17 protein-coding genes, 2 pseudogenes and 1 CRISPR repeat array are annotated in these 23,082 nt (G+C 70.2%); of the genes and pseudogenes, 14 read left to right on the top strand and 5 right to left on the bottom strand.

Going from position 1 to position 23,082, the window contains the following annotated elements; all coding sequences use genetic code 11:
* Nucleotides 1–95: 95 nt before the first annotated feature.
* Entirely contained in the window at nt 96–1,229 is a 1,134-nt protein-coding gene (locus OHA30_RS04230; RefSeq protein ID WP_328912440.1) for a C40 family peptidase, read from the bottom strand.
* Nucleotides 1,230–1,794: 565 nt separating this feature from the next.
* Between OHA30_RS04230 and OHA30_RS04225 the strand changes: the two genes are divergently transcribed.
* A complete protein-coding gene (locus OHA30_RS04225) occupies nt 1,795–2,541 on the top strand; it encodes a DNA-methyltransferase (protein WP_328912439.1) in 747 nt (248 codons plus the stop codon).
* Between the two features lie 96 nt (nt 2,542–2,637).
* Here OHA30_RS04225 and OHA30_RS04220 read toward each other — a convergent pair whose 3' ends face one another.
* Entirely contained in the window at nt 2,638–3,561 is a 924-nt protein-coding gene (locus OHA30_RS04220; protein ID WP_328912438.1) for a DUF5655 domain-containing protein, read from the bottom strand.
* Between the two features lie 291 nt (nt 3,562–3,852).
* Nucleotides 3,853–4,613: a CRISPR direct-repeat array (repeat unit 29 nt; unit sequence CGGCTCACCCCCGCCTGCGCGGGGAGGAC).
* A 227-nt stretch (nt 4,614–4,840) separates the two neighbouring features.
* Here OHA30_RS04220 and cas3 point away from each other — a divergent pair.
* Nucleotides 4,841–7,726 carry a CRISPR-associated helicase Cas3' gene (cas3, locus tag OHA30_RS04215; protein ID WP_328912437.1) on the top strand — a complete coding sequence of 962 codons (2,886 nt, stop codon included), beginning with the start codon at nt 4,841–4,843 and terminating at the stop codon, nt 7,724–7,726.
* A 16-nt stretch (nt 7,727–7,742) separates the two neighbouring features.
* Here cas3 and OHA30_RS04210 read toward each other — a convergent pair whose 3' ends face one another.
* The gene (locus OHA30_RS04210; RefSeq protein ID WP_328912436.1) at nt 7,743–8,624 is read right to left on the bottom strand and encodes an IS3 family transposase; all 882 of its coding nucleotides are present in this window, start codon (nt 8,622–8,624) and stop codon (nt 7,743–7,745) included.
* Nucleotides 8,621–8,920 (bottom strand): transposase, encoded by a 300-nt coding sequence (locus OHA30_RS04205; RefSeq protein ID WP_328912435.1) that lies wholly within the window; start codon nt 8,918–8,920, stop codon nt 8,621–8,623. The genes OHA30_RS04210 and OHA30_RS04205 overlap by 4 nt, the downstream gene beginning before the upstream one ends.
* Before the next feature lie 303 nt (nt 8,921–9,223).
* Here OHA30_RS04205 and OHA30_RS04200 point away from each other — a divergent pair, with 303 nt between their 5' ends.
* Both OHA30_RS04200 and OHA30_RS04195 read left to right on the top strand, forming a co-directional pair.
* Nucleotides 9,224–9,532, top strand: a complete 309-nt coding sequence (locus tag OHA30_RS04200; protein WP_328912434.1) for a transposase — start codon at nt 9,224–9,226, stop codon at nt 9,530–9,532.
* Entirely contained in the window at nt 9,529–10,449 is a 921-nt protein-coding gene (locus OHA30_RS04195) for an IS3 family transposase (protein ID WP_328912433.1), read from the top strand. Before OHA30_RS04200 ends, OHA30_RS04195 begins: the two co-directional genes overlap by 4 nt.
* Before the next feature lie 426 nt (nt 10,450–10,875).
* On the opposite strand, the gene OHA30_RS04190 is transcribed toward OHA30_RS04195, so the two are convergent.
* Nucleotides 10,876–11,397, bottom strand: coding sequence for an AbiTii domain-containing protein (locus OHA30_RS04190; protein ID WP_328917717.1), 522 nt, complete (start codon nt 11,395–11,397; stop codon nt 10,876–10,878).
* A gap of 134 nt (nt 11,398–11,531) precedes the next feature.
* Between OHA30_RS04190 and OHA30_RS04185 the strand changes: the two genes are divergently transcribed.
* The 10 genes and pseudogenes from OHA30_RS04185 (at nt 11,532) to OHA30_RS33895 (ending at nt 23,079) form a co-directional block, all read left to right on the top strand.
* Complete coding sequence (locus tag OHA30_RS04185) at nt 11,532–12,608, top strand: IS4 family transposase (RefSeq protein WP_328912432.1); 1,077 nt, start codon at nt 11,532–11,534, stop codon at nt 12,606–12,608.
* A gap of 277 nt (nt 12,609–12,885) precedes the next feature.
* A complete protein-coding gene (locus tag OHA30_RS04180; RefSeq protein WP_443045036.1) occupies nt 12,886–14,424 on the top strand; it encodes an ISL3 family transposase in 1,539 nt (512 codons plus the stop codon).
* Between the two features lie 56 nt (nt 14,425–14,480).
* Nucleotides 14,481–14,625 (top strand): annotated as a pseudogene (locus tag OHA30_RS33900) (IS1380 family transposase); the annotation flags it as partial.
* Nucleotides 14,626–14,782: 157 nt separating this feature from the next.
* A complete protein-coding gene (locus tag OHA30_RS04175; protein ID WP_328912431.1) occupies nt 14,783–15,826 on the top strand; it encodes a thioesterase domain-containing protein in 1,044 nt (347 codons plus the stop codon).
* Between the two features lie 391 nt (nt 15,827–16,217).
* Nucleotides 16,218–17,000, top strand: a complete 783-nt coding sequence (locus tag OHA30_RS04170) for a thioesterase II family protein (protein WP_328912430.1) — start codon at nt 16,218–16,220, stop codon at nt 16,998–17,000.
* A gap of 46 nt (nt 17,001–17,046) precedes the next feature.
* Complete coding sequence (locus OHA30_RS04165) at nt 17,047–18,048, top strand: ornithine cyclodeaminase family protein (protein ID WP_328912429.1); 1,002 nt, start codon at nt 17,047–17,049, stop codon at nt 18,046–18,048.
* On the top strand, nt 18,045–18,965 hold the full coding sequence (locus tag OHA30_RS04160) for an MBL fold metallo-hydrolase (RefSeq protein ID WP_328912428.1): 921 nt from the start codon (nt 18,045–18,047) through the stop codon (nt 18,963–18,965). Before OHA30_RS04165 ends, OHA30_RS04160 begins: the two co-directional genes overlap by 4 nt.
* A gap of 42 nt (nt 18,966–19,007) precedes the next feature.
* Complete coding sequence (locus tag OHA30_RS04155; protein WP_328912427.1) at nt 19,008–20,900, top strand: FAD/NAD(P)-binding protein; 1,893 nt, start codon at nt 19,008–19,010, stop codon at nt 20,898–20,900.
* A gap of 292 nt (nt 20,901–21,192) precedes the next feature.
* Nucleotides 21,193–22,806 (top strand): annotated as a pseudogene (locus OHA30_RS04150) (amino acid adenylation domain-containing protein); the annotation flags it as partial.
* Nucleotides 22,804–23,079, top strand: coding sequence for an AMP-binding enzyme (locus OHA30_RS33895; protein WP_443045124.1), 276 nt, complete (start codon nt 22,804–22,806; stop codon nt 23,077–23,079). The pseudogene OHA30_RS04150 and the gene OHA30_RS33895, both read left to right, overlap by 3 nt.
* Nucleotides 23,080–23,082 lie beyond the last annotated feature (3 nt).

Raw genomic sequence — 23,082 nt, 5'->3', positions numbered from 1 at the left:
TCCAAGTTCGATTCAGGGCACGTCAAAGCAGGCAGGGGTGCAGCCGTGGCGCGGAAAGGGAAGTAAGAGGAGGGAGGGGGAGGGGAGGGAGCTGTTCAGACGACGCGGCGGGCCGCGAGGATCTGCGGCTTCCACTCGGCGAGGGTGTTGATGTCCACCACGGCGCCGGTGTGCGGGGCGTTGATGATCAGCCCGGCGCCGATGTACATCCCGACGTGCTCAGGAGCGGCAGCCGTGCCCTCGGTGAACAGCAGGTCACCGGGCTGAAGGGCACCGACCGGGACGGGCTTGCCCTCCTGCACTTGCGTGTACGTCGTCCGCGAGAGGGTGACCCCGGCAGCTGCGTACGACTGCTGCATCAGCGACGAGCAGTCGCAGCGGCCCATCGGGTCCGGCCCGTGGGAGTCGGTACACGATCCGCCCCACTGGTAGTCGGTACCGAGTTGGCCGAGCGCCCAGCGGATCGCGGTCCGCACCTTCACCGGAGCGTCGGCCGGGATCGTGTACCCGGCCGGCACTGAACCCGGCGGGATGACCCCGAAGTCCGTACCGTCCCCCTCCGCCGAACAGCCGCCCCCGATACCCCCCACTGTGGTGTCGGTGCCCGAGGAGGTGGGGGAGGACGTAGGGCCGGTGGACGGGAGCAGCGGTTCGATGGCCTTCTGCAGGGCGGTCGCCAACGGTTCCCACTTCGCGTACGCGTCGGGAAAACCTGACTTCTGCACCGCCTGGGCCGCCTGGGCGACCGACAGCGACTGCCACCCGGAGACCTGCTCCAGCGCCTCGAAGAACCTGGTCGAGGCGTGGACCGGGTCGAGGATCTGCTCCGCGGTGCCCCAGCCCTGCGACGGCCGCTGCTGGAACAGCCCCAGGCTGTCGCGGTCGCCGTAGGTGAGATTGCGCAGGCCGCTTTCCTGCAGCGCGGTCGCCAGAGCAACGACCTGCCCGCGGGCGGGAATGCCCATGGCCAGGCCGGTGGCGGCGATGGTCTTGGCGTTGGGCACCTGCTCAGCCGGATTGTCCAGCCCCGCAACCGTGCCGGTGCCGGGGCTGCCACCGTCCAAAACGGCCTTCACCTGCGCGGCCACCGCCGCGGTATCCACGGACTGTGCACCACCGGTTGAACACGAGGCCGCCGCACTCCCGGCGGTGATGCCGAGCAGCGGAACGGCCAGCAGCAGCGGACCGGCGGCGGCCAGGCCGACCACGGCTCCGGCGGTCTTCTTCACCGCCGCCACCGCCGGTCGGCGCGGCGCGGTATCGGATCGGGGTCTGGGTGGATCAGGGCAGGCTGCATCGCAGCGGCTCCTCGGTCTTCGTAGGAGGCGCGGTGCCGGCCTCTCGTGCAAAGCCGCCGGCACCGCGCCGGTGTGAATCCGCCTGGGGCGGGCCCGGATCACAGGAGTTGGTAGCTCCCGGACGCCGGTCTCAGGTCATGCGCGGCAGCCGGCCGCGCTCGTAATCTCAGCCAGTGCACGTGGGGCTCCTCGCAGGACTCGGGTACGCACGGGTGAATGCGCCGCAGCGGCAGCGTCGTTGGACGGAGCAGCACGCATCAGCACAGGTCAGCAGAGGTGAAGCGGTGCTCCGCCCCGATGACGTGCCCGGACTGTAGACCGCAAACGCGGTCGCACCAAACGGCCCTGGAACTCACCCAGCGCGCACCCCGCGGCCGGTTAGGTACGACCGCGAATCACGGCTACCCTCCCGCGCAACCCCCTGCTCCGCGTCTCGTCTCCCTGGCGTTCGCCGGAGCGGGGCCGAGACCGTTGCGCCCAGAAGAGAGGCCCGCGCATGACCTACACGCTGCACCGAGGCGACGCCCTCACCGTGCTCAAGACCCTCCCCGACCAGTCCGTCCACGCCGTCATCACCGACCCGCCGTACAACTCCGGCGGGCGCACCAGCTCGGACCGCACCGGCCGTACCGCCCGCGCCAAGTACGTCACCACCGGATCCGCCCACGACCTGCAGAACTTCCCCGGCGAGAACCGCGACCAGCGTTCGTACCGCTCCTGGCTGACCGAACTGCTCACCGAGGCGTACCGGGCCGCGGTCGAGCACGCGGTAGCCGCCGTCTTCTCCGACTGGCGTCAGGAACCCACCACCAGCGACGCCCTCCAGATGGCCGGCTGGACCTGGTCGGGCACGATCCCCTGGATCAAGCCCGCGAGCCGGCCGAGGAAGGGCGGCTTCAAGCAGGCGTCCGAGTTCATCACCTGGGGCGTCAAGGGCACCCTCGACCACAGCCGGGACCTCTACCTGCCCGGCCACTTCATCGCCTCCCAGCCCCGCAAGGACCGCGTCCACATCACCCAGAAGCCCGTCGAGATCATGCGGCAGCTCGTCCGCATCTGCCCCGAAGACGGCACCGTCCTAGACCCCTTCACCGGCAGCGGCACCACCGGAGTCGCCGCCCTCCGCGAAGGCCGCCACTTCATCGGCGTCGAACTGTCCGACCACTACGCCTCCGTCGCCGAGCGCAGGCTCCAGGCCGAACTGACCCAGGACGACTTCGTCCTGGCCGGACCGGAGGAATGAGCATGAGAACCGCGCCGCCAGAGCTGGCGGACCACAGACGCCCAAGGGCGGCTGGCGATCGGAGAGCCGATACGCCAGCCGCCCTTGCCCGTCGCGTCAGGCCGCCTCGAACGCCCGCCGGATCAGAGGTCCTGCCTTGTCCAGGTCGGCCGCCGACGCTATCCGCACCTCCAGGTCGCCCGTCCCGAGGTGCCCGATCCCGCGCATGTCGCGCGTGAAGCCTTCCTCCAGTTCGACCGTGTCCGGATCGAGGGAGAGGTACGCCAGGATCACCCCGTGCGACGGACGGAAGAGGACCGAGGCACGGTTCACCATCCGCCGGTACGCGATGTAGTGGCGCAGCCGGGCCACCTTCACCTCACCCAACGCGGTCAACGCCTCGTCCAGCTCCGCGTACAAGTCCCGCAGCCCGTCAGGAACACCGTCCGGCACTGCCCGAAGCCCGTCGCCGGCACCGGTCGCCGCCTGCCCCCGCTGGCTGCGCTGCCTCACCGGACCCGGACCGGCAGACCCAGGCGAGGACTCGATCAGTATCAGGCTCAGCAGCCCGCCGTCGAAGACCCGGTAGCGCACCAGATCGATCCGTTTGCGGTTCTCGTACACCGCGACCCGGTCATGTTTGGAAAAGTCGCCTGCGATACACACCGCCCGCGCATTCCGCCAGTCGATCTCCCCGACCGCCTCGGTGCCGAGCCGCTCCCGCACCAGCGCCTCGAACTCATGACGCGCCGAACACAGCCACGACAAATAGGAAGAAGCCTGGGACAGCACCCCGCTGTCCGCCGTTTTCTTGTACTCCACGACCACCGGGGCACCGTTCTCGTCCAGGCCCAGGGTGTCGATCCGGCCCCGGTGCCACGGCCCCGTCGGGTACTCCGACGCCAGGAAGCGAATCCCGAGCATCGCCTCCATCCCGGCCTCGACCCGACGCTGCAACCCCACCTCCAACGCAACTGTTGAGCCGTCCAGCTCAACATCGTGGCCATCGTCGGTCTGCCGGAATAGCTTCAACTCAGTCACCCGCAGTCCCTCCCCTGATTGCTACAGGAGAGGCAATCGAAAGTGGCGGCGTAGTATTCCGGATCGTTCAAACTCCCAAACCGGGAGCCACTCTTCAGGCATTGGCTCATGGCGGCCTGATCGGGGTCATGGAAAATCTGGTTGAGGCTGCCGGGCTGGGTTCTCGTGAGGGCGGGGGTGATGGGCTTGTACGAGCCGTACCCCCAGCCAACGATGAGCGGGCCGTTTGAACGAACCATTCCGCCTACGAGGGGAGGACCACACCACCGAGTCCCCCAAGGGGGGCGACTACGGCTCACCCCCGCCTGCGCGGGGAGGACGCCCACGGGCGTGAGGACTGGTACTGCCTGAACGGCACACCCCCGCCTGCGCGGGGAGGACACGCCGAGGTCGGTCCGGCCGAACCGGGAGTACGGCTCACCCCCGCCTGCGCGGGGAGGACGGCTTGGTGCCCTCCATGTAGGCCGCGACGGCCGGCTCACCCCCGCCTGCGCGGGGAGGACACGCCCTGGTACCTGTTCGTCGGCCGGAACTACGGCTCACCCCCGCCTGCGCGGGGAGGACCTCGCCGTCGCCCTGATGGGCGACTGTCACCCCGGCTCACCCCCGCCTGCGCGGGGAGGACGTGTGCAGCTGGGTGATGACGTATTCGAGGCCCGGCTCACCCCCGCCTGCGCGGGGAGGACTGTGCCGCGGCCAGCCGCACACTGACCGGTGCCGGCTCACCCCCGCCTGCGCGGGGAGGACGGAACGTACGTCGGACTGGGGACAAGCCGCGGCGGCTCACCCCCGCCTGCGCGGGGAGGACGGCTTGAGGGCGATCTTCCACAGCCACGACGCCGGCTCACCCCCGCCTGCGCGGGGAGGACGCCCACGTCCCCGAGCACGGGCCGGGCGTGTACGGCTCACCCCCGCCTGCGCGGGGAGGACATGCGGCGCTCCAATCGGTGGAGCCGGCCAACCGGCTCACCCCCGCCTGCGCGGGGAGGACATCTGCTCGCGGTGGGATTTGCGGGTCAGGCCCGGCTCACCCCCGCCTGCGCGGGGAGGACCCTTCGCGACCTGCGGCGTTAGAAGGGCTTTGCACTTTCTTGACCGGAAATCGTGCACCGCATCGTGGTTCCTGTCGCTGCCCCCTGAGCGCCGTACTTTACAGCGTTGCTCGGTCACCCAGCCTGCGGCACGGGACCAATGGTGGGCTTTGTCGGGGGCGTTGTCAGTGCCGGCTGCTATCTCTGTACCCGCGGCAACGGCGCCGCACGGAGATGGGAGGTGCCGCATGGCGGTGCCGGTTGTGGATGCACGGCTGTGGGGGAAGAACAAGGGCCTGACGCGGTCCTACCCGGTGGTGTGTCATCTGCTGGACGCGGCGGCGGTCGCGGGCGCGTTGTGGGACTTGACGTTGACCGTTGAGGCCAGGGCGCGGACGGCCGAACGCCTCGGTGTGCCGGAGGAGGTGTGCCGGCAGTGGCTGTGCCTGTGGGCGGGGTTGCACGACATCGGGAAGGTCAGCCCCCCGTTCCAGGCCATGGTGCCCGAAGCGTACAAAGCGCTGGCTGGTGATCCGGAGTACGCGCATGAGCCGGGTGCCGAACGGGAGAGGCTGCGCCACGACGCTGCCGGGCACTGGGCTTTGACGCAGATCCTGGCCGACTGGGGCTATCCACAGGCGCGTCATCCGTCCCGGTCCCCGCATCACCAGGTCGCCCAGCTGCTGGGGGGTCATCACGGCTGTTTCCACCGCCCGTTGGAGCGCAAGCACCTCCAGGACGTGCAGGGCTGGATGCCGGGTCTGGGCGGTGCCGGGTGGGCGGTGCAGCGACGCGAGCACGCCGACGCGGTGCGGCGCCTGGTGGCGGGCGACGGCGTGGTGCCGGTTCCGCAGGGCCCGTTGCCGGCTGAGGTCGCGGTGCGGTTCCTGGGTCTGATTGTGGTCGCGGACTGGCTGTCGAGCCAGGAGAGCGTGATTGAGAGCAGATTGACGGTGCCGGGCTGGCAGGCCGGAGAAGAGGAGTTGCGGCGGCACTGGGAGGTGGCTGTCAGCGGGGCCGAACGGGTCGTAAAGGTAGCCCGGTTGGGGGTGGCTCGGTTTCCCGAGCGCCGCTTCGGCGAGCAGTTCCCGTTCGTGCCCAACCCCCTGCAGTCCAGTCTGGCGGCGGACTTGCCGCGGTTGACGGCATCGGGCGGCCCCGGGCTACTTCTGGTCACCGCTCCGACCGGCGACGGAAAGACCGAGGCGGCGCTGCACGCGGCGACGATCATGGCCCGGGCCTCGGGGGCCGGGGGGTTGTATTTCGCGCTGCCCACGATGGCCACGGCTGACGCCATGTTCGGCCGGGTCGCCGGCTTCGCCGCGGACAATGTGGGCGGTGACCGCGCGCTGACCCTGCTGCACAGCATGGCGTGGCTGAGCGAGGTGTACGGGCAGAGCCCGGTGCCTGCCTCAGCGGCGGAGGGGGGTCTCGACGCAACGGTGTCCGACGGGCATGCGGGCATCGATGCCGGCCAGTGGCTGCGTGGGGGCAAGCGCGGTCTGCTCGCGCCGCTGGGCGCCGGCACGATCGATCAGGCGCTGACCGGCGTGCTGCCGGTGCGTTACAACGTGCTGCGCCTGCTGGGTCTGTCGAACAAGGTCTTCGTGGTGGACGAGGCGCACGCCTACGGGCCGTGGATGCACAGCCTGCTGGTGCGACTCCTGGAATGGCTCGGGGCGATGGGCACCCCGGTGGTGCTGTTGTCCGCGACGCTCGCCGGCCGGGCGGCCACCTCGCTGGTGGAGGCGTACCGGCGTGGCTGCGGCTTCGTTGACCCGGCATTGGTGGAGCCGGTGTATCCGGGATGGCTCTACGTCGACGCCGCCACCGGCGCGGTGTCGCCCCCGCGGGCAGTGGCCAGCGACCGGCCGCGGAGGGTGCGATTGAACGTCGAAGGCGTGGTCTGGGACACCGGTGACCGAGGCGGCTCGCTGGCCGGCACCCGCAGCCGAACGCTGGTTGAGCATCTGAAGCCGGTGGTGGACGGCGGCGGCTGCGCCCTGGTGTGCTGCACGACCGTCGCGGAGGCGCAGCGGACGTACCGGTTGCTGCAGACCCGATTCCCGGAACTGGCAGCCGAACCCGACGGGCTGATGCTGCTGCACTCGCGGTACCCGGCACAGCGGCGCCGGGAGATCACCGACCGTTGCGAGAAGGCTTTCGGCAAGCCCGAGGCCGACAGCGGACCGGAACGGGGTCTACGTCCGCGCAGCGTTCTGGTGGCGACTCAAGTGGTGGAGCAGTCACTGGACTTGGACTTCGACCTGGTGATCTCCGATCTGGCACCGTTGGCGCAGCTCTTGCAGCGTGCGGGCCGGTGCATGCGCCATGAGCGCCAGGACCGCCCCGCCTGGGTCGGTGACGATCCCAGGCTGGTGGTCCTGGAGCCCACCGTGGACGGCGAGGTCAGGGCACCGCGCACGTGGGGGACGGTCTACGACGCCGCCCTGCTGCGACGCACCTCGGAGTTGCTGCGGGAGTCGCGGGCGGCGGGGATCGAGGTGCCGGCCGATGTGCAGCGGCTCGTCGACGAGGTCTACGCGGTGGACTTCGCCGACCGCCTGCCGGAGGCGGCTGCCGCGGAATTGCGCCGACAGGATGCCGAGAGGGAGGCATCGGATTTGGCCGAGAAGCAGTTGGCCGCGATGACGGCCGTGCCGCCGCCTGCGGGCCTGCTGGACTTGGCCAAGCTGAGCGACGCCGGCCTGGGCCTGCTGGACGAGGCGCTGGTGACCACCCGGTTGGGGGCGGACTCGGAGCGGGCCGTGTGCTTTTACCAGCAGCCCGGTGGCGATTGGACGCTCGATCCGGACGGTGCGGTCCCCGTACCGGGCTCCTCAACCGCTGGCGGCGGCGAGCGACTGACCCGGAGAGATGTCCGCCTGGTCATGCGGCAGACCGTACCCGTCCCGGGCCGCTGGCTCACTCAGCGCGGCGACGGACAGGAAGCGCCCGCGCCGTGGGCCGAGCAGCCCGTGCTGTCCGCTCTGGTGGTCCTGCGGATGAGTGCGACACCGCCGGAGCTGCTGGACGGAGACCCTCCCGGCGGCAGCTGGTCGTGCCGGGTCGGGGATCAGCTGCTGACGATGTCCGACATCGGACTTCGGCATTCCTGTGAAGTTTCCCCGTGATCTCGGACACTCGTTCTTATGCGGCGATGGTGTGCCGCTGTCGGGTCTCGTGCGGGGTCAGGTAGCCCCAGTTGGGGTGTTTGCGTAGTCGGCGCCGGTTGTAGAAGGTCTCGATGAAGGAGAAGACCTCGGTGCGGGCGGTTGCCCTGTCGGGCCAGGTCCGGGTGCCGATCTCGGCTTTGAGAACCGCCCAGAAGCTCTCGGCTGCGGCGTTGTCGTAACACGAGCCGGTGCGTCCGGTGCTCGCCCTCATGCCCAACCTGGTTACCTCGCTGCGGAATTGAGCCGAGGTGTATTCGCTTCCGCGGTCGCTGTGCGCGATGCAGTCCGGTTCCAGGCGACCGCGTCCGTGGGCCATGTGCAGGGCGTCGACGACCAGGTCGGCGCGGTGGTGGTCGGCCATCGCGTAGCCGACGATCTCGCGGGTGGCCAGGTCCAGCCAACAGGCGAAGTAGAGCCAGCCCTCCTCGGTCGGCAGGTAGGTGATGTCGCCGACCAGGCGGGTGCCGGGCCGGTCCGCGGTGAAGTCACGGCCGATCAGGTCCGGTGCGGGCCGCGCCTGCTTGTCCGGCCGGGTCAGCGACCGACGGTGACGGCGGGTGACTCCGGCGATGCCTCGTTCGCGCATCAGCCGCTCGACACGCTTGCGGTTCACGCCATGGCCCAGCCGCCGCAGCTCGGCATGAACGCGCGGGACGCCGTAGGCGCCCCTGGAGGCCAGGTGGACCACCGTGATCTCGTGCACGAGTGCTTCGTCGGCCCGACGGCGCGCGCGCCGGGTGTCCTCGCCGTCGCTCCAGGCGTAGAAGGAGGAGCGAGGAACACCGAGTACGCGGCAGAGCAGGGTGACCGGGTAGGTGGCCTTCTCCGCCGCGATGAACCGGTAGACCTCGCTCACCGGTCGCTCTCCCGCGCGAAGAAGGCCGTGGCTTTTTTCAGGACCTCGATGGTCTTCTGCTGTTCGAGGTTCTGCCGGCGAAGGCGACGCAATTCCTCGTGCTCGGCGCTGGTCAGTTCGCCCGGGCCGCCCTCGCCGCGGTCGATCTTGTCCTGCTTGACCCAGCTCCGCAGCCCCTCGGGGCTCACTCCCAGGTCCCGGGCCACCTCGGTGACCGTTTTGCCGGAGGACCGGGCCAGCGCGACGGCATCACGCTTGAACTCCTCCGAGTACCGCTTGCCCTGCTTGTTGCTCACCTGGCTCTACTTCCTCTGGGACCACGTCCCAGTCTCCAGGTGTCCAGGTCAACGGGGAAGCTTCAAACTTGCCCTGCCCCTGGCGGGCGGACTTCGCCGCCACTTGCAAGGCCACGCTGTAGAATCGATCGTCGTCGGCCTCGGCGTGGGCACTCACCAGAGCCTTCAGGTGCTCGGCGTTCGCTGTCATACGCCTGTCACCCTTCCTGCGGCTCGGCTGTCGAAATGTCGCCCTGAGGTTCCCCCGAGATGCGGGGAATGGTGACAGCAGGTCAGATGGGTTTCATGAGAGGAGCCCTGACGATGCCTGCCCCGAGGAAGTACCCGCTGGAGTTGCGTGAGCGTGCGGTGCGGTTGTACCGGGCGGCCGAGCCGAAGCCCGTGATCCGTCGCATGGCCGAGGAACTCGGCGTGCACCACGAGGCCCTGCGCAACTGGATCCGCCAGGCCGAGGCGGACGCCGGCGAACGGGACGATGTGCTGACCACTGCCGAGCGGGAGGAGCTGGCCGCCCTGCGCAAGGAGAATGCCCAGCTCAAGCGTGCCAATGAGGTCCTGCGGACGGCCTCGGCTTTTTTCGCGGCCCAGCTCGACCCGACCCGGCCCAGATGACCGCGCTCCTCGATGAGCACTCGCACCTGGGGGTCGAGCCCGTACTCCGGGAACTGGACATCCCCTCCTCCACCTACTACCGCTGGCGCCGAGCCGTGACCGAGCCGTGCGAACGGCGCCGCCAGGACGCCGGGCTGACCAGCAGGATCCGCCAGATCCACGACGAGTCCGGCGGGATCTACGGCTCGCCCCGCGTGCACGCCGTCCTCAAGCGCGAGGGTGTCCATGTCGGCCGCAAGCGCGTCGAGCGGCTCATGCGCCAGGCCGGCCTGGCCGGGATCAGCCCCCGCCGGGGCAAGAGTTTCACCCGCCGGGACCCCGACGCCGAACTCGCTCCTGACCTGGTGCAACGCGACTTCACCGCGAACGGGCCGAACCGATTGTGGGTCACCGACCTCACCATGATCTCCACCCAGGAGGGGCCTTTGTGGCTATCGGCGATCCGGGACGCGTTCTCCCGCCGGGTCGTGGCATGGGAGACCTCCGCCCGCGCGGACGCCGACCTGGTCCTGACCTCGCTGGAATACGCCCTGGCCAGCCGCGAAGTCGCGCCCGGCGAACTCGTCCACCACGCGGACCACGGCACCCAATACACCTCGGTGAAACTCACAACACGCCTGGTCAGGGTCGGGATCCAGGCATCCATGGGTTCGGTCGGCGACTCGTTCGACAATGCCCTCGCGGAGAACCTGTGGATGCTGGTCAAGACCGAGTGCATCCGCGGCCGCGTCTTCGCCACCAGAGCCGAAGCAAACCTCGCGCTCTTCGAGTACATCGACGGCTTCTACAACCCCCGCCGCATCCAAAAACGGCTCGGCTACCTCAGCCCGATCGAGTACGAAGAGAAGCACTACGCCAACCGGGCGACGACCGAACCAACGAACCTGAAACCACGTCAACCCGCCCCGACCAGCTAGTCAGCCACACCCGCACACCGGGGGAACCTCACCCTGCTGAGATTCCTACCCGGGATCCCGGGAGAACCCCGTCCGCATCGTACGGCCCGCCGCTCTGTGCCGTCGCCCGTACGCGAGCAGCCCGAAGGGTCGCGGCACTATACGGACAGTGTCGGAAGGCTGCCATCTTGGTCGGACAGCAATGCCCGAGAAGGAGGGGGCTCATTCCGTGCGCTCTGGAACGCTGCGCCAGCGAAGGATGTGACGATCCGCGTGCTCGTGGTTGCGGACCAGCCGGCTCCGCGGGGTGAATTCCGCGGTGCGCAGGAAGGCTCGCCACCGGGTGCCCTGTGACCACAAAGGCCGATGTCACCGGTTGCTAACGATCGGTAGCAGTCTGTTCACTGCTGGCTTCGGCACGCGCTACGCCGCGGCGATGGGCAACTGCTAGCGGTGCAGTGACGGTGACAGAGGAATTGTCACCTGTGGTGATGTTGATGCTCTGTACGGTTGTGCGACCTGGTCTGGTGTCGGGTCCTTCTGGCCGTGCGGCATAGCGGCCCGGAGCTCGCCGACCAGCTGGACCAGGCGGGTCCGGACCTGATCCAGGATGCCTTCCAGGGCGGAGGGGTCCACCGTCCAGTACAGCCTGAGCACCTGCCGGTGGGAGTTCTGGCTCATGAACACGGCAAGTTCGGCAGCCATGGGCGGGGCGATCCGCACGCTGTCGCCTGGTTGTCCAGCGATCAGCGACTCAATTTGGCCGACGCTCTTCCCGAACCGGATCCCGTCGCCCAGGCTGTCGCGGGCGAAGTCAGGCAGGTCGAAAAAGCTGACCGGTTGTTCCCGGAACTTGAATCTGGCGGTGAGACCGTCCATCACCAGAGGTGCCGGGATCCTCCGGTAGTCGGGAATCGGCACATCCGTGCCTTCGTAGCCCTGGAGCTCCCGCAGTGCCCACGTCCTCAGGGGCAGGGAGCAATGGCCATGAGTTAGCGGTTCGGGTGCGATGATCTTCGGATGGAGCGGAGTGGTGTTGCGGTCGCGGGGCGGCTGACGGATGACGTGTCGATCGGGTTGCTGGCGACGGTGTTCTCCGAGAGATGGTGCAGGCTGCGATCGATGAGGCGGGTGCGCGTGAGGAGCGGGTCCGTTCGCTGCCGGCGCGGTTGATGATGTATCTGGCGATGGCGTTGTGGCTGGAGCCGGGCAAGGGCTATGTGCGCACGCTGCGGGGCCTGTTGGAGGGACTGCGGTGGTCGCGGGGCGGTTGGGACGGCTACCGGGTGCCCACTGACGGGGCGATCTCGCTGGCCCGTTACCGGTTGGGCGAGGCACCGCTGCGGAACTTGTTCGACGAGGTCGCGGCCCCGGTGGGTGATGAGCACACCCCGCAGGCGTTCTGGCGGGGTCTGCGTCTGATGGCGGTGGACGGTACGGTCTTCGACCTTCCCTCAGGGGCCGAGAACGAGGCTGCTTTCGCTGTTCCGGCTGGTGGCAGTCGTCCGCAGGCGAGGCTGGTGGCGCTGGCCGAGTGCGGCACCCTGGCCTTGGTGGGGGCCGCCTTCGATTCCATCGAGGTCGGCGAACGCACCCTGTTCGAACGGCTGTTGGACCGGTTGCGGCCGGACATGCTGCTGCTGGCCGACCGTGGCTTTCCCTCCTACGACCTCTACACGCGCGCCGCCGGCGGCGGGGCCCAGCTGCTGTGGCGCGTCTCGGCCTCTTTCGCCCTGCCGGTGAAGAAGCGGCTGGCGGATGGCACCTATCTGTCCGAACTGCGCGGCACCCGGCGCGGACAGCGCACCGCGGTCCTGGTCATCGAGTACAGCGTCGCCGACGACGACGGCGTCAGCGAGGTGTTCTGCCTGATCACCACACTGCTGGACCCGAAGGCCGCTCCGGCTTTGGAACTGGCCCGCTGCTATGCGGAGCGCTGGTCGGTGGAAGTCCTGTTCAAGCTGGTGAAGGTCGATCTCCGAGCGCCCGGCGGCATCCTGCGTTCGGGCAAGCCAGAGGGGGTACGGCAGGAGATCTGGGCCCTGCTCTGCGTCTACCAGGCCCTACGCACCCTGATCCACAAGAGCGCGGTGATCGCGGGCATCGACCCGGCCCGTATCAGCTTCCCTCCCGTGGTGGACGCGGTCAAAGGCTCCGTCCGGGCGGCTTTTTCCCCCTGAACTCCTCGCACAGGCCCTGCGCTTCCTCATAGCCGATCTCCCCGACATGCTCATCCGGGACCGGCCCCCAAGAACCGCACCCCGCAAGACCAAGCGCCCCCACCTCAGCTACCAAACGCGCAGCTCAACCGACCCCGGAACCCGACTCGTCACCCGCACCATCGTGCTCCACCAACTGAACCCCCACGGCATCTAACTCATGACCAGGGTCTATCAGGATTTAGGCTCTGTCCCGTAATCGGTGGTAACGAAGGGTGACGGCCGTCGTTGGCATGGTGTGCGCGATGTCAATGAGCTTGTGGCTGTGGTGTTTTCAGGGTTGTCGGCCCTGGTCATCGAGGGCGTGACGGACGAGGGCGAGGTCATCCGGGTTTCGGCGCGGACTCGGGACTATCCGGTACCGTGCCCCGCGTGCGGGACGCGAACAGCGCGGATGCACGGGTTTCATGGGCGGGTGATCGCGGACGTGCCGGTGGACGGACGGCGGGTCGTCGTCTCGGTGCGGGTCCGTCGCCTGGTGTGCCCGGTGTCCGGCTGCCCGCGGCAGACGTTCCGCGAGCAGGTTCCCGGCGTCGTGGAGCGCTACCAGCGCCGCACCAACCGCCTGGCCGACCAACTCGGCTCCGTTGTAAAGGAGTTAGCAGGCCGGGCGGGCGCCCGCCTCTCCCGCGTCCTGGCCTGCGCAGTCTCGCGCTCGACCGCCCTGCGCATGCTCATGCGCCAGGCAGTGACGCCGCTGCGCGTCCCGCGCGTGCTCGGCGTCGACGACTTCGCCCTCAAACGCCGGCATCGCTACGCCACCGTGATCATCGACGCTGAGACCGGCGAGCGGATCGACGTCCTGCCCGACCGCACCGCCCAGACCCTGATCGCGTGGCTGCGCGAGCATCCCGGGGCCGAGTACGTCTGCCGTGACGGCTCCGCCTCCTACGGCGAGGCGATCCGCCAGGCCCTCCCCGAAGCGGTGCAGGTCAGCGACCGGTGGCACCTGTGGTCCAACCTGTGCGGCAAGGTCCTGGCCGAAGTCCGCTCCCACGCCGTCTGCTGGGCCACCGCAGTGAACCCCGCCCGCCCCGGAGGCGTACGCGAGCAGACCACCCGCGAGCGCTGGCAGCAGGTCCATCACCTGCTCGACAGGGGCGTCGGCCTGCTCGAATGCGCCCGCCGCCTCGATGTCGCCCTGAACACCGTCAAGCGGTACGCCCGCATGAAGGAGCCCACCACCGAGCGCCGCGCACCCCGCTACAAGCCCACACTCGTCGACCCCTACCGCGACCATCTTCGCCGCCGCCGAAACGAAGACCCCGCTGTGCCCGTCACCCACCTCCTGCACGAGATCAGGGAACTCGGCTACACCGGCAGCGCCAACCTGCTGGTCCGCTACATCACCCAGGGCCGCGCCGAAGGCGACAAGCCGGTCACCACCCCGCAGCGCTTCGCCCGCCTCCTCCTCACCCGCCCCGAGAACCTGCGCGACAAGGACGCCGCACTCCTCAGGGAACTCACCCGGACTTGCCCCGAGATGACCGAACTCGCCCGCCTCACCGGCGAGTTCGCCCAGCTACTGACCCCAGCGGACGGCAACGACGCCAAGCTCGGCGAGTGGATCACCACAGTCCGCGCCACCGACCTGCCCCACCTGCACTCCTTCGCGAACGGCCTCGAACTCGACCGTGCCGCCGTCGACGCCGGACTCACCCGCCCTTACCACAACGGCCGCACCGAGGGCGTCAACACCCGAACCAAACGGATCATGAGACAGATGCACGGCCGAGCCAGATTCCCCCTGCTCCGCCACCGCATCCTCCTCCAATGATCACTACACAGCGCTACCACCGATTACGGGACAGAGCCTAATTCATGACACACCCCCGCCTGAGGCTCCGCCTGTTCACCATGACCGGACAACTCGTGACCACCGGCCGCCGGCGAGTCCTCCGCCTGCCCGGCGCTGGCCCTGGACTGGCCACATCACCACAGCCCTCGACCGCCCACCCAACTGCCCGACCCAGGCTGACCAGCGAATTCCCCGTTGCTCGTCCGAAGTGGTACTGCCGGTAGACGTTCACGTCCGCGACCAACCGGCGGGCGGGCGGTACGCGGGCAGCGGATTGCCCTTCAGTTGCCCGTAGAATTGCCGATGACGGTACACCGCAACTCGTACTCTCCATGAGGTGACTGGAGAGAACAGATCGTATCGGGAGATCGAGAAGGAACTCTGCGACATCTGGAAGGGTGTCCTCGGGGTCCCTGTCCAGCCGTACGACGACTTCTTCGATCACGGCGGGGATTCGCTGAGGGTGATCGACGTCGTTATTGCCGCACGGAGGCGCGGAATTCCGGTGCGCAGTTCGGCGGTGTTCCGGAACTCTTCGCCTGCACGACTCGCCGAGAGCCTGACCCTCGGCGTTCCGGATGTCCGGGCGCCGGTGCCGCGGGTGTTGCGGGCCGCAAGCGGCGGCGACCCCGGCAACGGTCCGGTGGTGCCGCTGGCCGTGGACGGGACTGCGGAACCGTTGTTCGTCGTGTTGTCTGAGCAATACGTCGAGGCGGAGCGTGAGGCCGCGCGGACCTGGGGCAACGGACGTGCGGTGTACGGGCTGTCGCTGCGGAGCAATTCGGGGGTAATGCCATGGTCGGCGACCATTCCGGACCTCGCCGAGGATCTGCTTGGTGCCCTGCTGGAGGTTCAGCCGCGGGGCCCGTATCTCCTGGCAGGAGTCGGCTCGGGGGCGGTGCTGGCCTTTGAGCTGGCTCGGTGGCTGCGGCGGCTCGGGCACGAGGTAGCCCGGCTGATGCTGGTGAAGCCACCTGCTTTGCCAGCCGAGCCCGTGAAGTTCGACGATGCGCTGGACCGGCGGCTGGCGCTGGTCGTGGCCCGGTTCGGTCTGGCCGGCGACGAGGAGGGCGAGCGGGTACTGGCGCTGCTGCGCGAGGCAGGCTGGTACGACGACGACACGACCCCGGGGGATCTGTCCCGCCTGCAGCGGATCGCAGCGGGCCTGGACTGGGCGCTGAGCCGTTACCGGCCGACGGCCCATGACGGTCCTTTGGTGCTCCTCGCCGACGAGCGGGACGCTGGCTCGGCCGGACTTGCCTGGAGCCGCTTGGCGTCCGATGTCCGGGCGCACCGGTTCGACTACGGCCTCGACTGGTTCGGCCCGCTGGTGGCTGATCCTGGAGTGACCGATGTCATGAAGTCGGAGTTGGTGAAGTGAAGAACGCGCAGCGGATCCCGGAAGGTCCGATACCTCGCTGCATCAACCGTCACGAGGCGGAGCACCTGCAGGGGGAGGCCATCGAGGACGGCGAAATGTTCGTGGTAACGTCCACGAACTTTTCGAGAACTCCTGGGACAACCGTTCCCGGCCATTCGGTGGGCACTGCCTTGGGACGCCGGGGACCCGCCCGTCACGCGCAGTACCCGGTAATGGGTGAGAGCAGGGAACTACCCGTCAGCCCGCTCGAGGAGGTCTGCAAAGACTTCCGTGGAATAAAGGGCGCAGGCCGGTCGGCCGGGGTGGTGGCGCCGTTCACCGGCCATGGCGTGCATGCCGTCGTGACGCAGTTCGCCGGGTGCCGGTGCACCGACGGATACACCCCGTCCGCATGGAGGAGGCCGTGAGAGGGGCGCTGGTCAACCGCAAGTGGGTGGTCCGGCCTCGGCCGGTCGCCACACCGGAAGTGCGCGTGATCTGCTTCCCCCACATCGGGGCCGGCGCCTCGGTTTTCACCGGCTGGGCCGACCGGCTGCCGGCCAGTGTCGAATTGTGCGCCGTACGCTTCCCCGCTCGGGAGAACCGGCTCGACGAGCCGCCGATCGAGGACATGCCCGAGCTGCTGGACACGCTGTGCAGTGTGCTGGCGCCGCTGATGCGCGACCGTTTCGTCCTGTTCGGGCACTGCTCCGGCAGTGTGGTGGCGTTCGAGCTGGCCCGCCGACTCCGCGAGACCGGCGGACCGCGGCCCGAGCTGCTGGCCGTCTCCGGGATCGAGGCACCCTCGGTCCGCTCCGTCGCCTCGCCGTTCCACCTGCTGCCCCGCGACGAGTTGTTCGCGAAAGTCGCGGAGTTCGGCGGGGTCGCGCCGGAAGTGCTCGGCGATCCCGACCTGATGGAGATGTTCGAGCCGGTGCTGCGGGCCGACTACCGGCTGATCGAGCGTACCGGCTACGTACCCGGACCACCGCTGGACGTGCCGATCGTCGTGGTCGGCGGCCTGCACGACCTCAACGTGAGCTACGAGGCGATAGCGGCCTGGCGCTGGGAGACCAGTCGGTCATTTTCGCTGTACATGTACCCGACCAGCCATTTCGTGCTGGACGAGTCCTCGTACCTCCTCGCGGATCTTCTGGGCGGCGAGCCGAGTCGGGACTGCGGGGGACCTCGATGACGACGCGGACAGGCCGTGCGCCCGCCCGTGGAAGGAAGACAGACGGATGACGATCATTCTCACTGACCAGGACGTCCGCCGGACGGTCGACGTGCAGGGCGCGCTCGATGCCCTGGAGTCCGCCTACCGGGAGGAATGGGCCGGCCGTACGGAGATCACCGAGCGGGTCAACCTGCGCTTCGAGGGCGGCTGGCTGCGGCTGATGGCAGCGGCCCTGCCGGGCCTGGGTGTGGTCGGCTACAAGGAGTTCCACCTGGTCGACGGCGTGGTCAGGTTCCAGGTGAACCTGTTCGACATCGTGACCGGCGAGTTCCTCGCCGCGGTCGACGGCAACTACCTGACGGTGCTGCGCACTGCGTCCACCGCCTGTCTGGCCGCGGCGAAACTGGCGCCGCACGCCCGGCGGATCGGTGTGATCGGCTCCGGCGCCGAGGCCCGCATGCAGGCCACCGTCATCAGCGGACTGCTGGACGTGGAGCGGATCCGGGTGCACAGCCCGCGTGCCGAGCGTCGCGAGGGCTTCGCCCGGGAGCTGAGCGAACGGCTCGGCATGCGGATCGACCCGGTCGCGGACGCGGCCGAGGCGGTCGCTGACGCCGACCTGGTCCTGGTCGCCACCAACACCGCCGGCAACGGGCCGGCGTTCTTCGCGGACCGGCTTCCCGCCCGCGTCCACATCAGCTCCACCGGTTCCACCCTGCCCGAGGAGCGCGAACTGGACACCGGCGTGTGGGCAACACCCGGACTCGTGGTCGTCGACCGGCTGCAGGCCCTGGAGGAATCCGGTGATGCCGTCGCCGCGCTCCGGGCCGGGACCCTGGACCGCGAGCGGGTGATCACCCTCGCCGAGCTGTGCGGCCGGACCTCCGACACCCCGCCACCGGCCCGCACCCTGTTCAAGTCCGTGGGCTCCCCGCTGCAGGACGTTGCGGTCGCTGCGTACGCCCACCGGCGCGCCCGCGCGGAGGGGCTGGGCACCGAGCTGTCCGGGTTCCCGTCCACGAAGGGCAGCGTGCCCGTCCCGGCCCTGTTCGGCGGCGCCCGGTGAGCCGCAGCAGCGCCCCCCGCACCGTCGAGGTGGACGACGGCGTCTACGCCTACATCCAGCCGGACGGGAGCTGGTTCCTCAACAACGCCGGCTTCCTGACCGGCCGCCAGGGCGTCACCGCCATCGACACCTGCGCCACCGAGGCCCGCACACACGCCTTCCTGGACGCGATCGGCGAGGTCACCCGCAGCCCGGTCCGCACCCTCGTCAACACGCACCACCACGCCGACCACACCTTCGGCAACCACCTCGTCCCCGGAGCCACCGTGGTCGGCCACGAACGCACCCGCGAGGAAGTGCTGGCCTTCGGCGAGCCGCGCAACCGCGGTATGTGGACCGAGATCGAGTACGGCGCGTTCACCCCTGCCCCGCCCTTCCTCACGTACCGGGACGGCGTCACCCTCTGGTCGGACGAGCTGCGCTGCGACATCACGCACGTCGGCCGGCCCGCGCACACCACCAACGATTCCGTCCTGCACCTCCCGGACCGCTCCGTGCTCTTCGCGGGCGACCTGCTCTTCAAGGGCGGCGCACCGTTCGTGCTCGCGGGGTCGCTCAGCGGCGCGATCGAGGTGCTGGAGCAGGTGGTGCGCCCGCTCGGCGCGCGCACCATCGTCCCCGGTCACGGGCCGGTCTGCGGACCCGAGGTGATCGACGAGGCCCTGGGCTACCTGCACTTCGTGCAGAAAACCGCCCGCGAAGCCCGCGACGCCGGACTCGGACCGCTGGAAGCGGCGCTCGAGACCGACCTCGGCGACTACCGCGAACTCCTCGATGTCGAACGGATCGTCGGCAACCTGCACCGCGCCTACGCCGAACTCGACGGCGCCGGCCCGGGCGCGCGGATCGACACCGCCGCCGCGTACCGCGACATGGTCGTCTACAACGGCGGCCGACCGCTCACCTGCCACGCCTGAGAAGCACCCGTGTCCGACCACTGCCCCCGGGAGGGGACCACCATGCCGCGACCCTGGCGCGTAGCCGTCGTCGGTGGCGGCCCGCGCGGCCTCGGCGTCATCGAGAGGCTCGCGGCCCGGCTCGGCGCCCACCCCGCAGGACCACCGGTCGAGCTGTACCTCATCGACGAAGTGGAAGTCGGGTGCGGCCGGATCTACCGCACCGACCAGCCGGAGTGGTTTGTGATGAACACCCCGGTCGGCCTGATCTCCGCGTTCTCCGGGCCGCCCGACGACGGGCCTGCCCGGGCGGGCGCCGGACCCTCCTTCGACCGGTGGTGGTCCGGGCCGGCCGGGCCTCCCGGCCACCCGGGTCCGCAGGGCTACGCACCGCGCGGCACCTACGGCCGCTACCTGCGCTTCGCCCTCGACGCGATCGAGGCCGGACTGCCCACCAGGGCCGGGCTGGAGCGCCTGCGCACCGCTGTCACCGACCTCGAACCTGTCGACGGCGGTTACCGCCTCACCCTGCGCGGGGGGCGCCGCCTCGACGCGGACCGGGTCGTCCTGGCGACCGGTCACGCAGCGCCCCCGCCCGCCGACGGCACGGAACGCGACCTGCTGGCCTTCGCCGTCGACCGTCCCGGGCTGAGCTGGACCCGCGGTGACTCGCCCGCCGAGATGCGCCTTGACGGCATCCCGCCCGGTGCGTCCGTCGGCGTCCTCGGCCTCGGCCTCTCGTTCTACGACGTGATGGCCGCTCTCACCGTCGGCCGCGGCGGCCGGTTCAGCCGCAGGGCCGACGGCAGCCTGCGCTATCGGCCGAGCGGCCGGGAACCCGTCGTGGCAGCCGGTTCCCGCAGCGGTCTGCCGCTGCTCGCCAAGGGCGACAACCACAGGTCTGCCGGGCAGCCGTTCCGGCCCGTCCTGTTCACCCCGGACCGGGTGCGCCGGCACGCGGCCGGGCGGGTCCTCGACTTCACCGCCGACGTCCTGCCCTGGCTGACCGCCGAGATCGAACTCGCCTACGAAGCCTGCGGACTGCGCCGCACCCGAGGCGCCGCGGTCGCCGAGGCGTTCACCGCCGAAGCGGCCGGCGCCGACGTCCTTCCCGACATCGCCGCGCTGGCCGCCCGGCACGGCAGCTGTCTCCCGCGGATCGACCTGCACGTCATGGCGCGCCCGTTCGATGGACAAGGCTTCGCCGACCCCGCCGCGTTCGCCCGGGCGCTCGCCGCGATATTGCGCGCCAGCGTCCGTGAGGCGGAGCGTGGAAACGTCGACTCGCCGTTGATGGCAGCCCTCGACGTGGTCCGCGACACGCGATGGGTGGTGCGCGAGTGCGTCGACTTCGGCGGACTCCACCCGGCCTCGCACCGCGATGCCTTCCTCGGGTCCTTCGTGCCGATCAGCAGTCTGCTGGTCGCCGGCCCGCCGCCGGTGCGGCTGCGGCAGGCGCTCGCCCTGATGGACGCCGGAGTGCTCCGGGTCGTCGGACCGGGGGTGCGCGTCGCGGCCGACCCCGGGCTCGGCTGCTTCACCGTCTCCTCGCCGCAGGTGGCCGGCTCGCTCGGACGCGTCGATCACGTGATCGACGCGCGGGTCCCCGTGCCGCACCTGGAGCGCGATCCGGCGGCACTCACCCGCAACCTGCGTGCCCGCGGCGTGTGGACCGAGTTCGTCAACCGGGACGCCGACCAGACCTTCCGCACCGGCGGGGTGGCCGTCACCCCCAGCCCGTTCCACCCGGTCGACCGCACCGGGCGTATCGACGCCGGCCTGTACGTCATCGGCGTGCCCACCGAGAACACCCGCTGGTTCACCCAGGTCGGCTTCGGGCGGCCCGGTCCGTGGGGCGACTTCGTCCGCGACGCCGACGCGATTGCCGCGCACGCGCTCCCCGGCCCCCGCCCCGGTGCCGAACCGTCAGTACCGGCGAGCGCAGCCCGCCCATAGCCGCATTCGTACCGACGCCGCCCTGCGACCACCAGGAGGGACCGCTGTGACCGTTTTCCTGACCCTGCCCACCGCCTGGCAGCCGGACACCGCCGCCGACGGGCCCCGCGGCGCAGCCGTCCCCCTCGACGACCTGGTCGAGGGCCTCGGCGCCCTGGCTGACGCTGCCGACGCGACCCGCTACGACCTGCTTCTCGCGGCGCACGTCAAGGTACTGACCGCCCTGACCGAGGACACCGGGACCTGCACCCGTGCCATCCCGCCCGGCGGCGGTCCCGCCGTGGCCGTCCCCATGGCAACGGCCGCGACGTGGTGCGAGCTGGTCCGGAGCACCTCCAAGGCTCTCCGCTCGGCCGACCCCGTTCGCCCCGGTCCCGGTGCACGGCGCGCCGACACGATCCTGTTCGGCGCCGGCGGCGGTGACGCCGGCGGGTACGGGTTGCATGCCGCACCGGTCGGCGCCGGGCTGCGGTTGGCCGCGGCCGCCGGGGCGATCACCGCCGAGCGGTTCGCCACCCTCGGCGCCATGTACCGCCTGGTGCTGGAAGCCATGGCGGCCGGCCCCGACGGTGACGCGCTCGCCGCCCCGCTGCCTGCCGCCGAACGCCAACTCGTGCTGCGTACCTGGGCCCGCGGAACCGACGCCCCCCGCGGGCCGGAGAGCGTCGACCGGCTGATCCGCGCCCAGGCCGCGCGCACCCCCGACGCTCCCGCGGTCCGCTGCGACCCCGGCGGCCTGACCTTCCGGCAGCTCGACGAACGCGCCGGTCGGCTCGCCCATCACCTGGCTGCCCTCGGCGCCGGACCGGATGACCTGGTCGGGGTCTGCCTGCGCCGCGGTCCGGACCTGCTGCCGGCCTTCCTCGGTGTGTGGCAGTCCGGCGCGGCCTGCCTCCCGCTCGACCCCGACCTGCCTCCGGAGCGGCTTCGCCTGATGGCCGAGTCTTCCGACTGCACCGTGGTGATCACCGACACCGCCCGGCTGCCGCTGCTCGACGGGGTGACCGGCCTGCGGCCCGTCCTGGTCGACGGGCACCGGGAGGAGATCGCCGCCCGGCCGTCCACCCCGCTCGCGCTGCCCGTACGGTCCGCAGACCTCGACCGCCTCGCCTACGTCATCTTCACCTCGGGCTCCACCGGGACCCCCAAGGGCGTCATGGTCGAGCACCGGGGGCTGGCCAACTACCTGCTGTGGACGGTGGCTGCCTACGCCGGCCGGGGGAGCGGCGGATCCGCCGCGTTCTCCTCGATCTCCTTCGACCTCGGCATCCCCAACCTCTTCACCCCGCTGCTGGCCGGCCAGACCGTCCACCTGCTGCCGGACCCGCTGCCCCCCGCCGAACTCGGCGAACGGCTCGTCGCCGGCGCGCCCTACAGCTTCCTGAAGATGACACCCGGTCAGCTCGACCTGCTGAGCCTGGACCTGACGCCCGAGGAGACCGGCGGCCTGGCAGGTCTGGTGATCGCCGCCGGCGACGCCTTCACCGCTGACCTCGCCGCCCGCTGGATCGAGGCAGCCGGGCCCGACGGGACCGCCGTCGCCACGGAGTACGGCCCCACCGAGATCACCGTCGGCAACTCCGGATCCGTGCTCACCCGGGTGCCCGCCAGAACCCTGGTGCCGCTCGGCGCCCCGATCCCCAACACGACCATGTACGTGCTCACCGGGCAGTTGGAGCCCGTGCCGGTCGGCGTTCCCGGCGAGGTCCACATCGGCGGGGCGGGAGTCGCCCGCGGATACCTGGGCCGGCCGCGCCTTACCGGGCAACGGTTCCTCGCCGACCCGTACGGCCCGCCCGGGTCCCGGCTGTATCGCACGGGCGACCGGGCCCGGTGGCTGACCGACGGCTCACTGGAGTTCCTCGGACGTGTGGACCACCAGATCAAGGTCCGCGGCTACCGGGTGGAGCCCGGCGAGGTCCAGGAGCAGCTGCGCAGCCATCCCGGCGTCGCCGAGGCGGTGGTGCTCGCGCACGGCGACGGCCGTGCCCAGGGCCTGGCGGCCTTCCTGCTGCCCGCGCCCGGCGCCGAGCCGACCGGCGCGGAGCTGCGGGCCCACCTCGACGGACGACTGCCCGGCTACATGATTCCGGCTCGTTTCGTGACGGTCGACCGCCTGCCGCTGACCGCGAACGGCAAGGTCGACGTCCGGGACCTGCGAAGCCGGCTCGAACAGTGATCC

It is taken from the genome of Streptomyces sp. NBC_00223 (assembly GCF_036199905.1).
GTDB lineage: Bacteria > Actinomycetota > Actinomycetes > Streptomycetales > Streptomycetaceae > Actinacidiphila.
The sequence above is the reverse complement of the archived record's forward strand: the minus strand, read 5'-3'. Positions and strand labels throughout refer to the sequence as shown.

Bases quoted from the DNA above. Each gene is read 5' to 3' on its own strand.
- OHA30_RS04225 (WP_328912439.1), top strand. From the start codon at position 1,795: ATGACCTACACGCTGCACCGAGGCGACGCCCTCACCGTGCTCAAGACC.
- cas3 (WP_328912437.1), top strand. From the start codon at position 4,841: ATGGCGGTGCCGGTTGTGGATGCACGGCTGTGGGGGAAGAACAAGGGC.
- OHA30_RS04200 (WP_328912434.1), top strand. From the start codon at position 9,224: ATGCCTGCCCCGAGGAAGTACCCGCTGGAGTTGCGTGAGCGTGCGGTG.
- OHA30_RS04195 (WP_328912433.1), top strand. From the start codon at position 9,529: ATGACCGCGCTCCTCGATGAGCACTCGCACCTGGGGGTCGAGCCCGTA.
- OHA30_RS04185 (WP_328912432.1), top strand. From the start codon at position 11,532: ATGGTGCAGGCTGCGATCGATGAGGCGGGTGCGCGTGAGGAGCGGGTC.
- OHA30_RS04170 (WP_328912430.1), top strand. From the start codon at position 16,218: ATGGAGGAGGCCGTGAGAGGGGCGCTGGTCAACCGCAAGTGGGTGGTC.
- OHA30_RS04165 (WP_328912429.1), top strand. From the start codon at position 17,047: ATGACGATCATTCTCACTGACCAGGACGTCCGCCGGACGGTCGACGTG.
- OHA30_RS04155 (WP_328912427.1), top strand. From the start codon at position 19,008: ATGCCGCGACCCTGGCGCGTAGCCGTCGTCGGTGGCGGCCCGCGCGGC.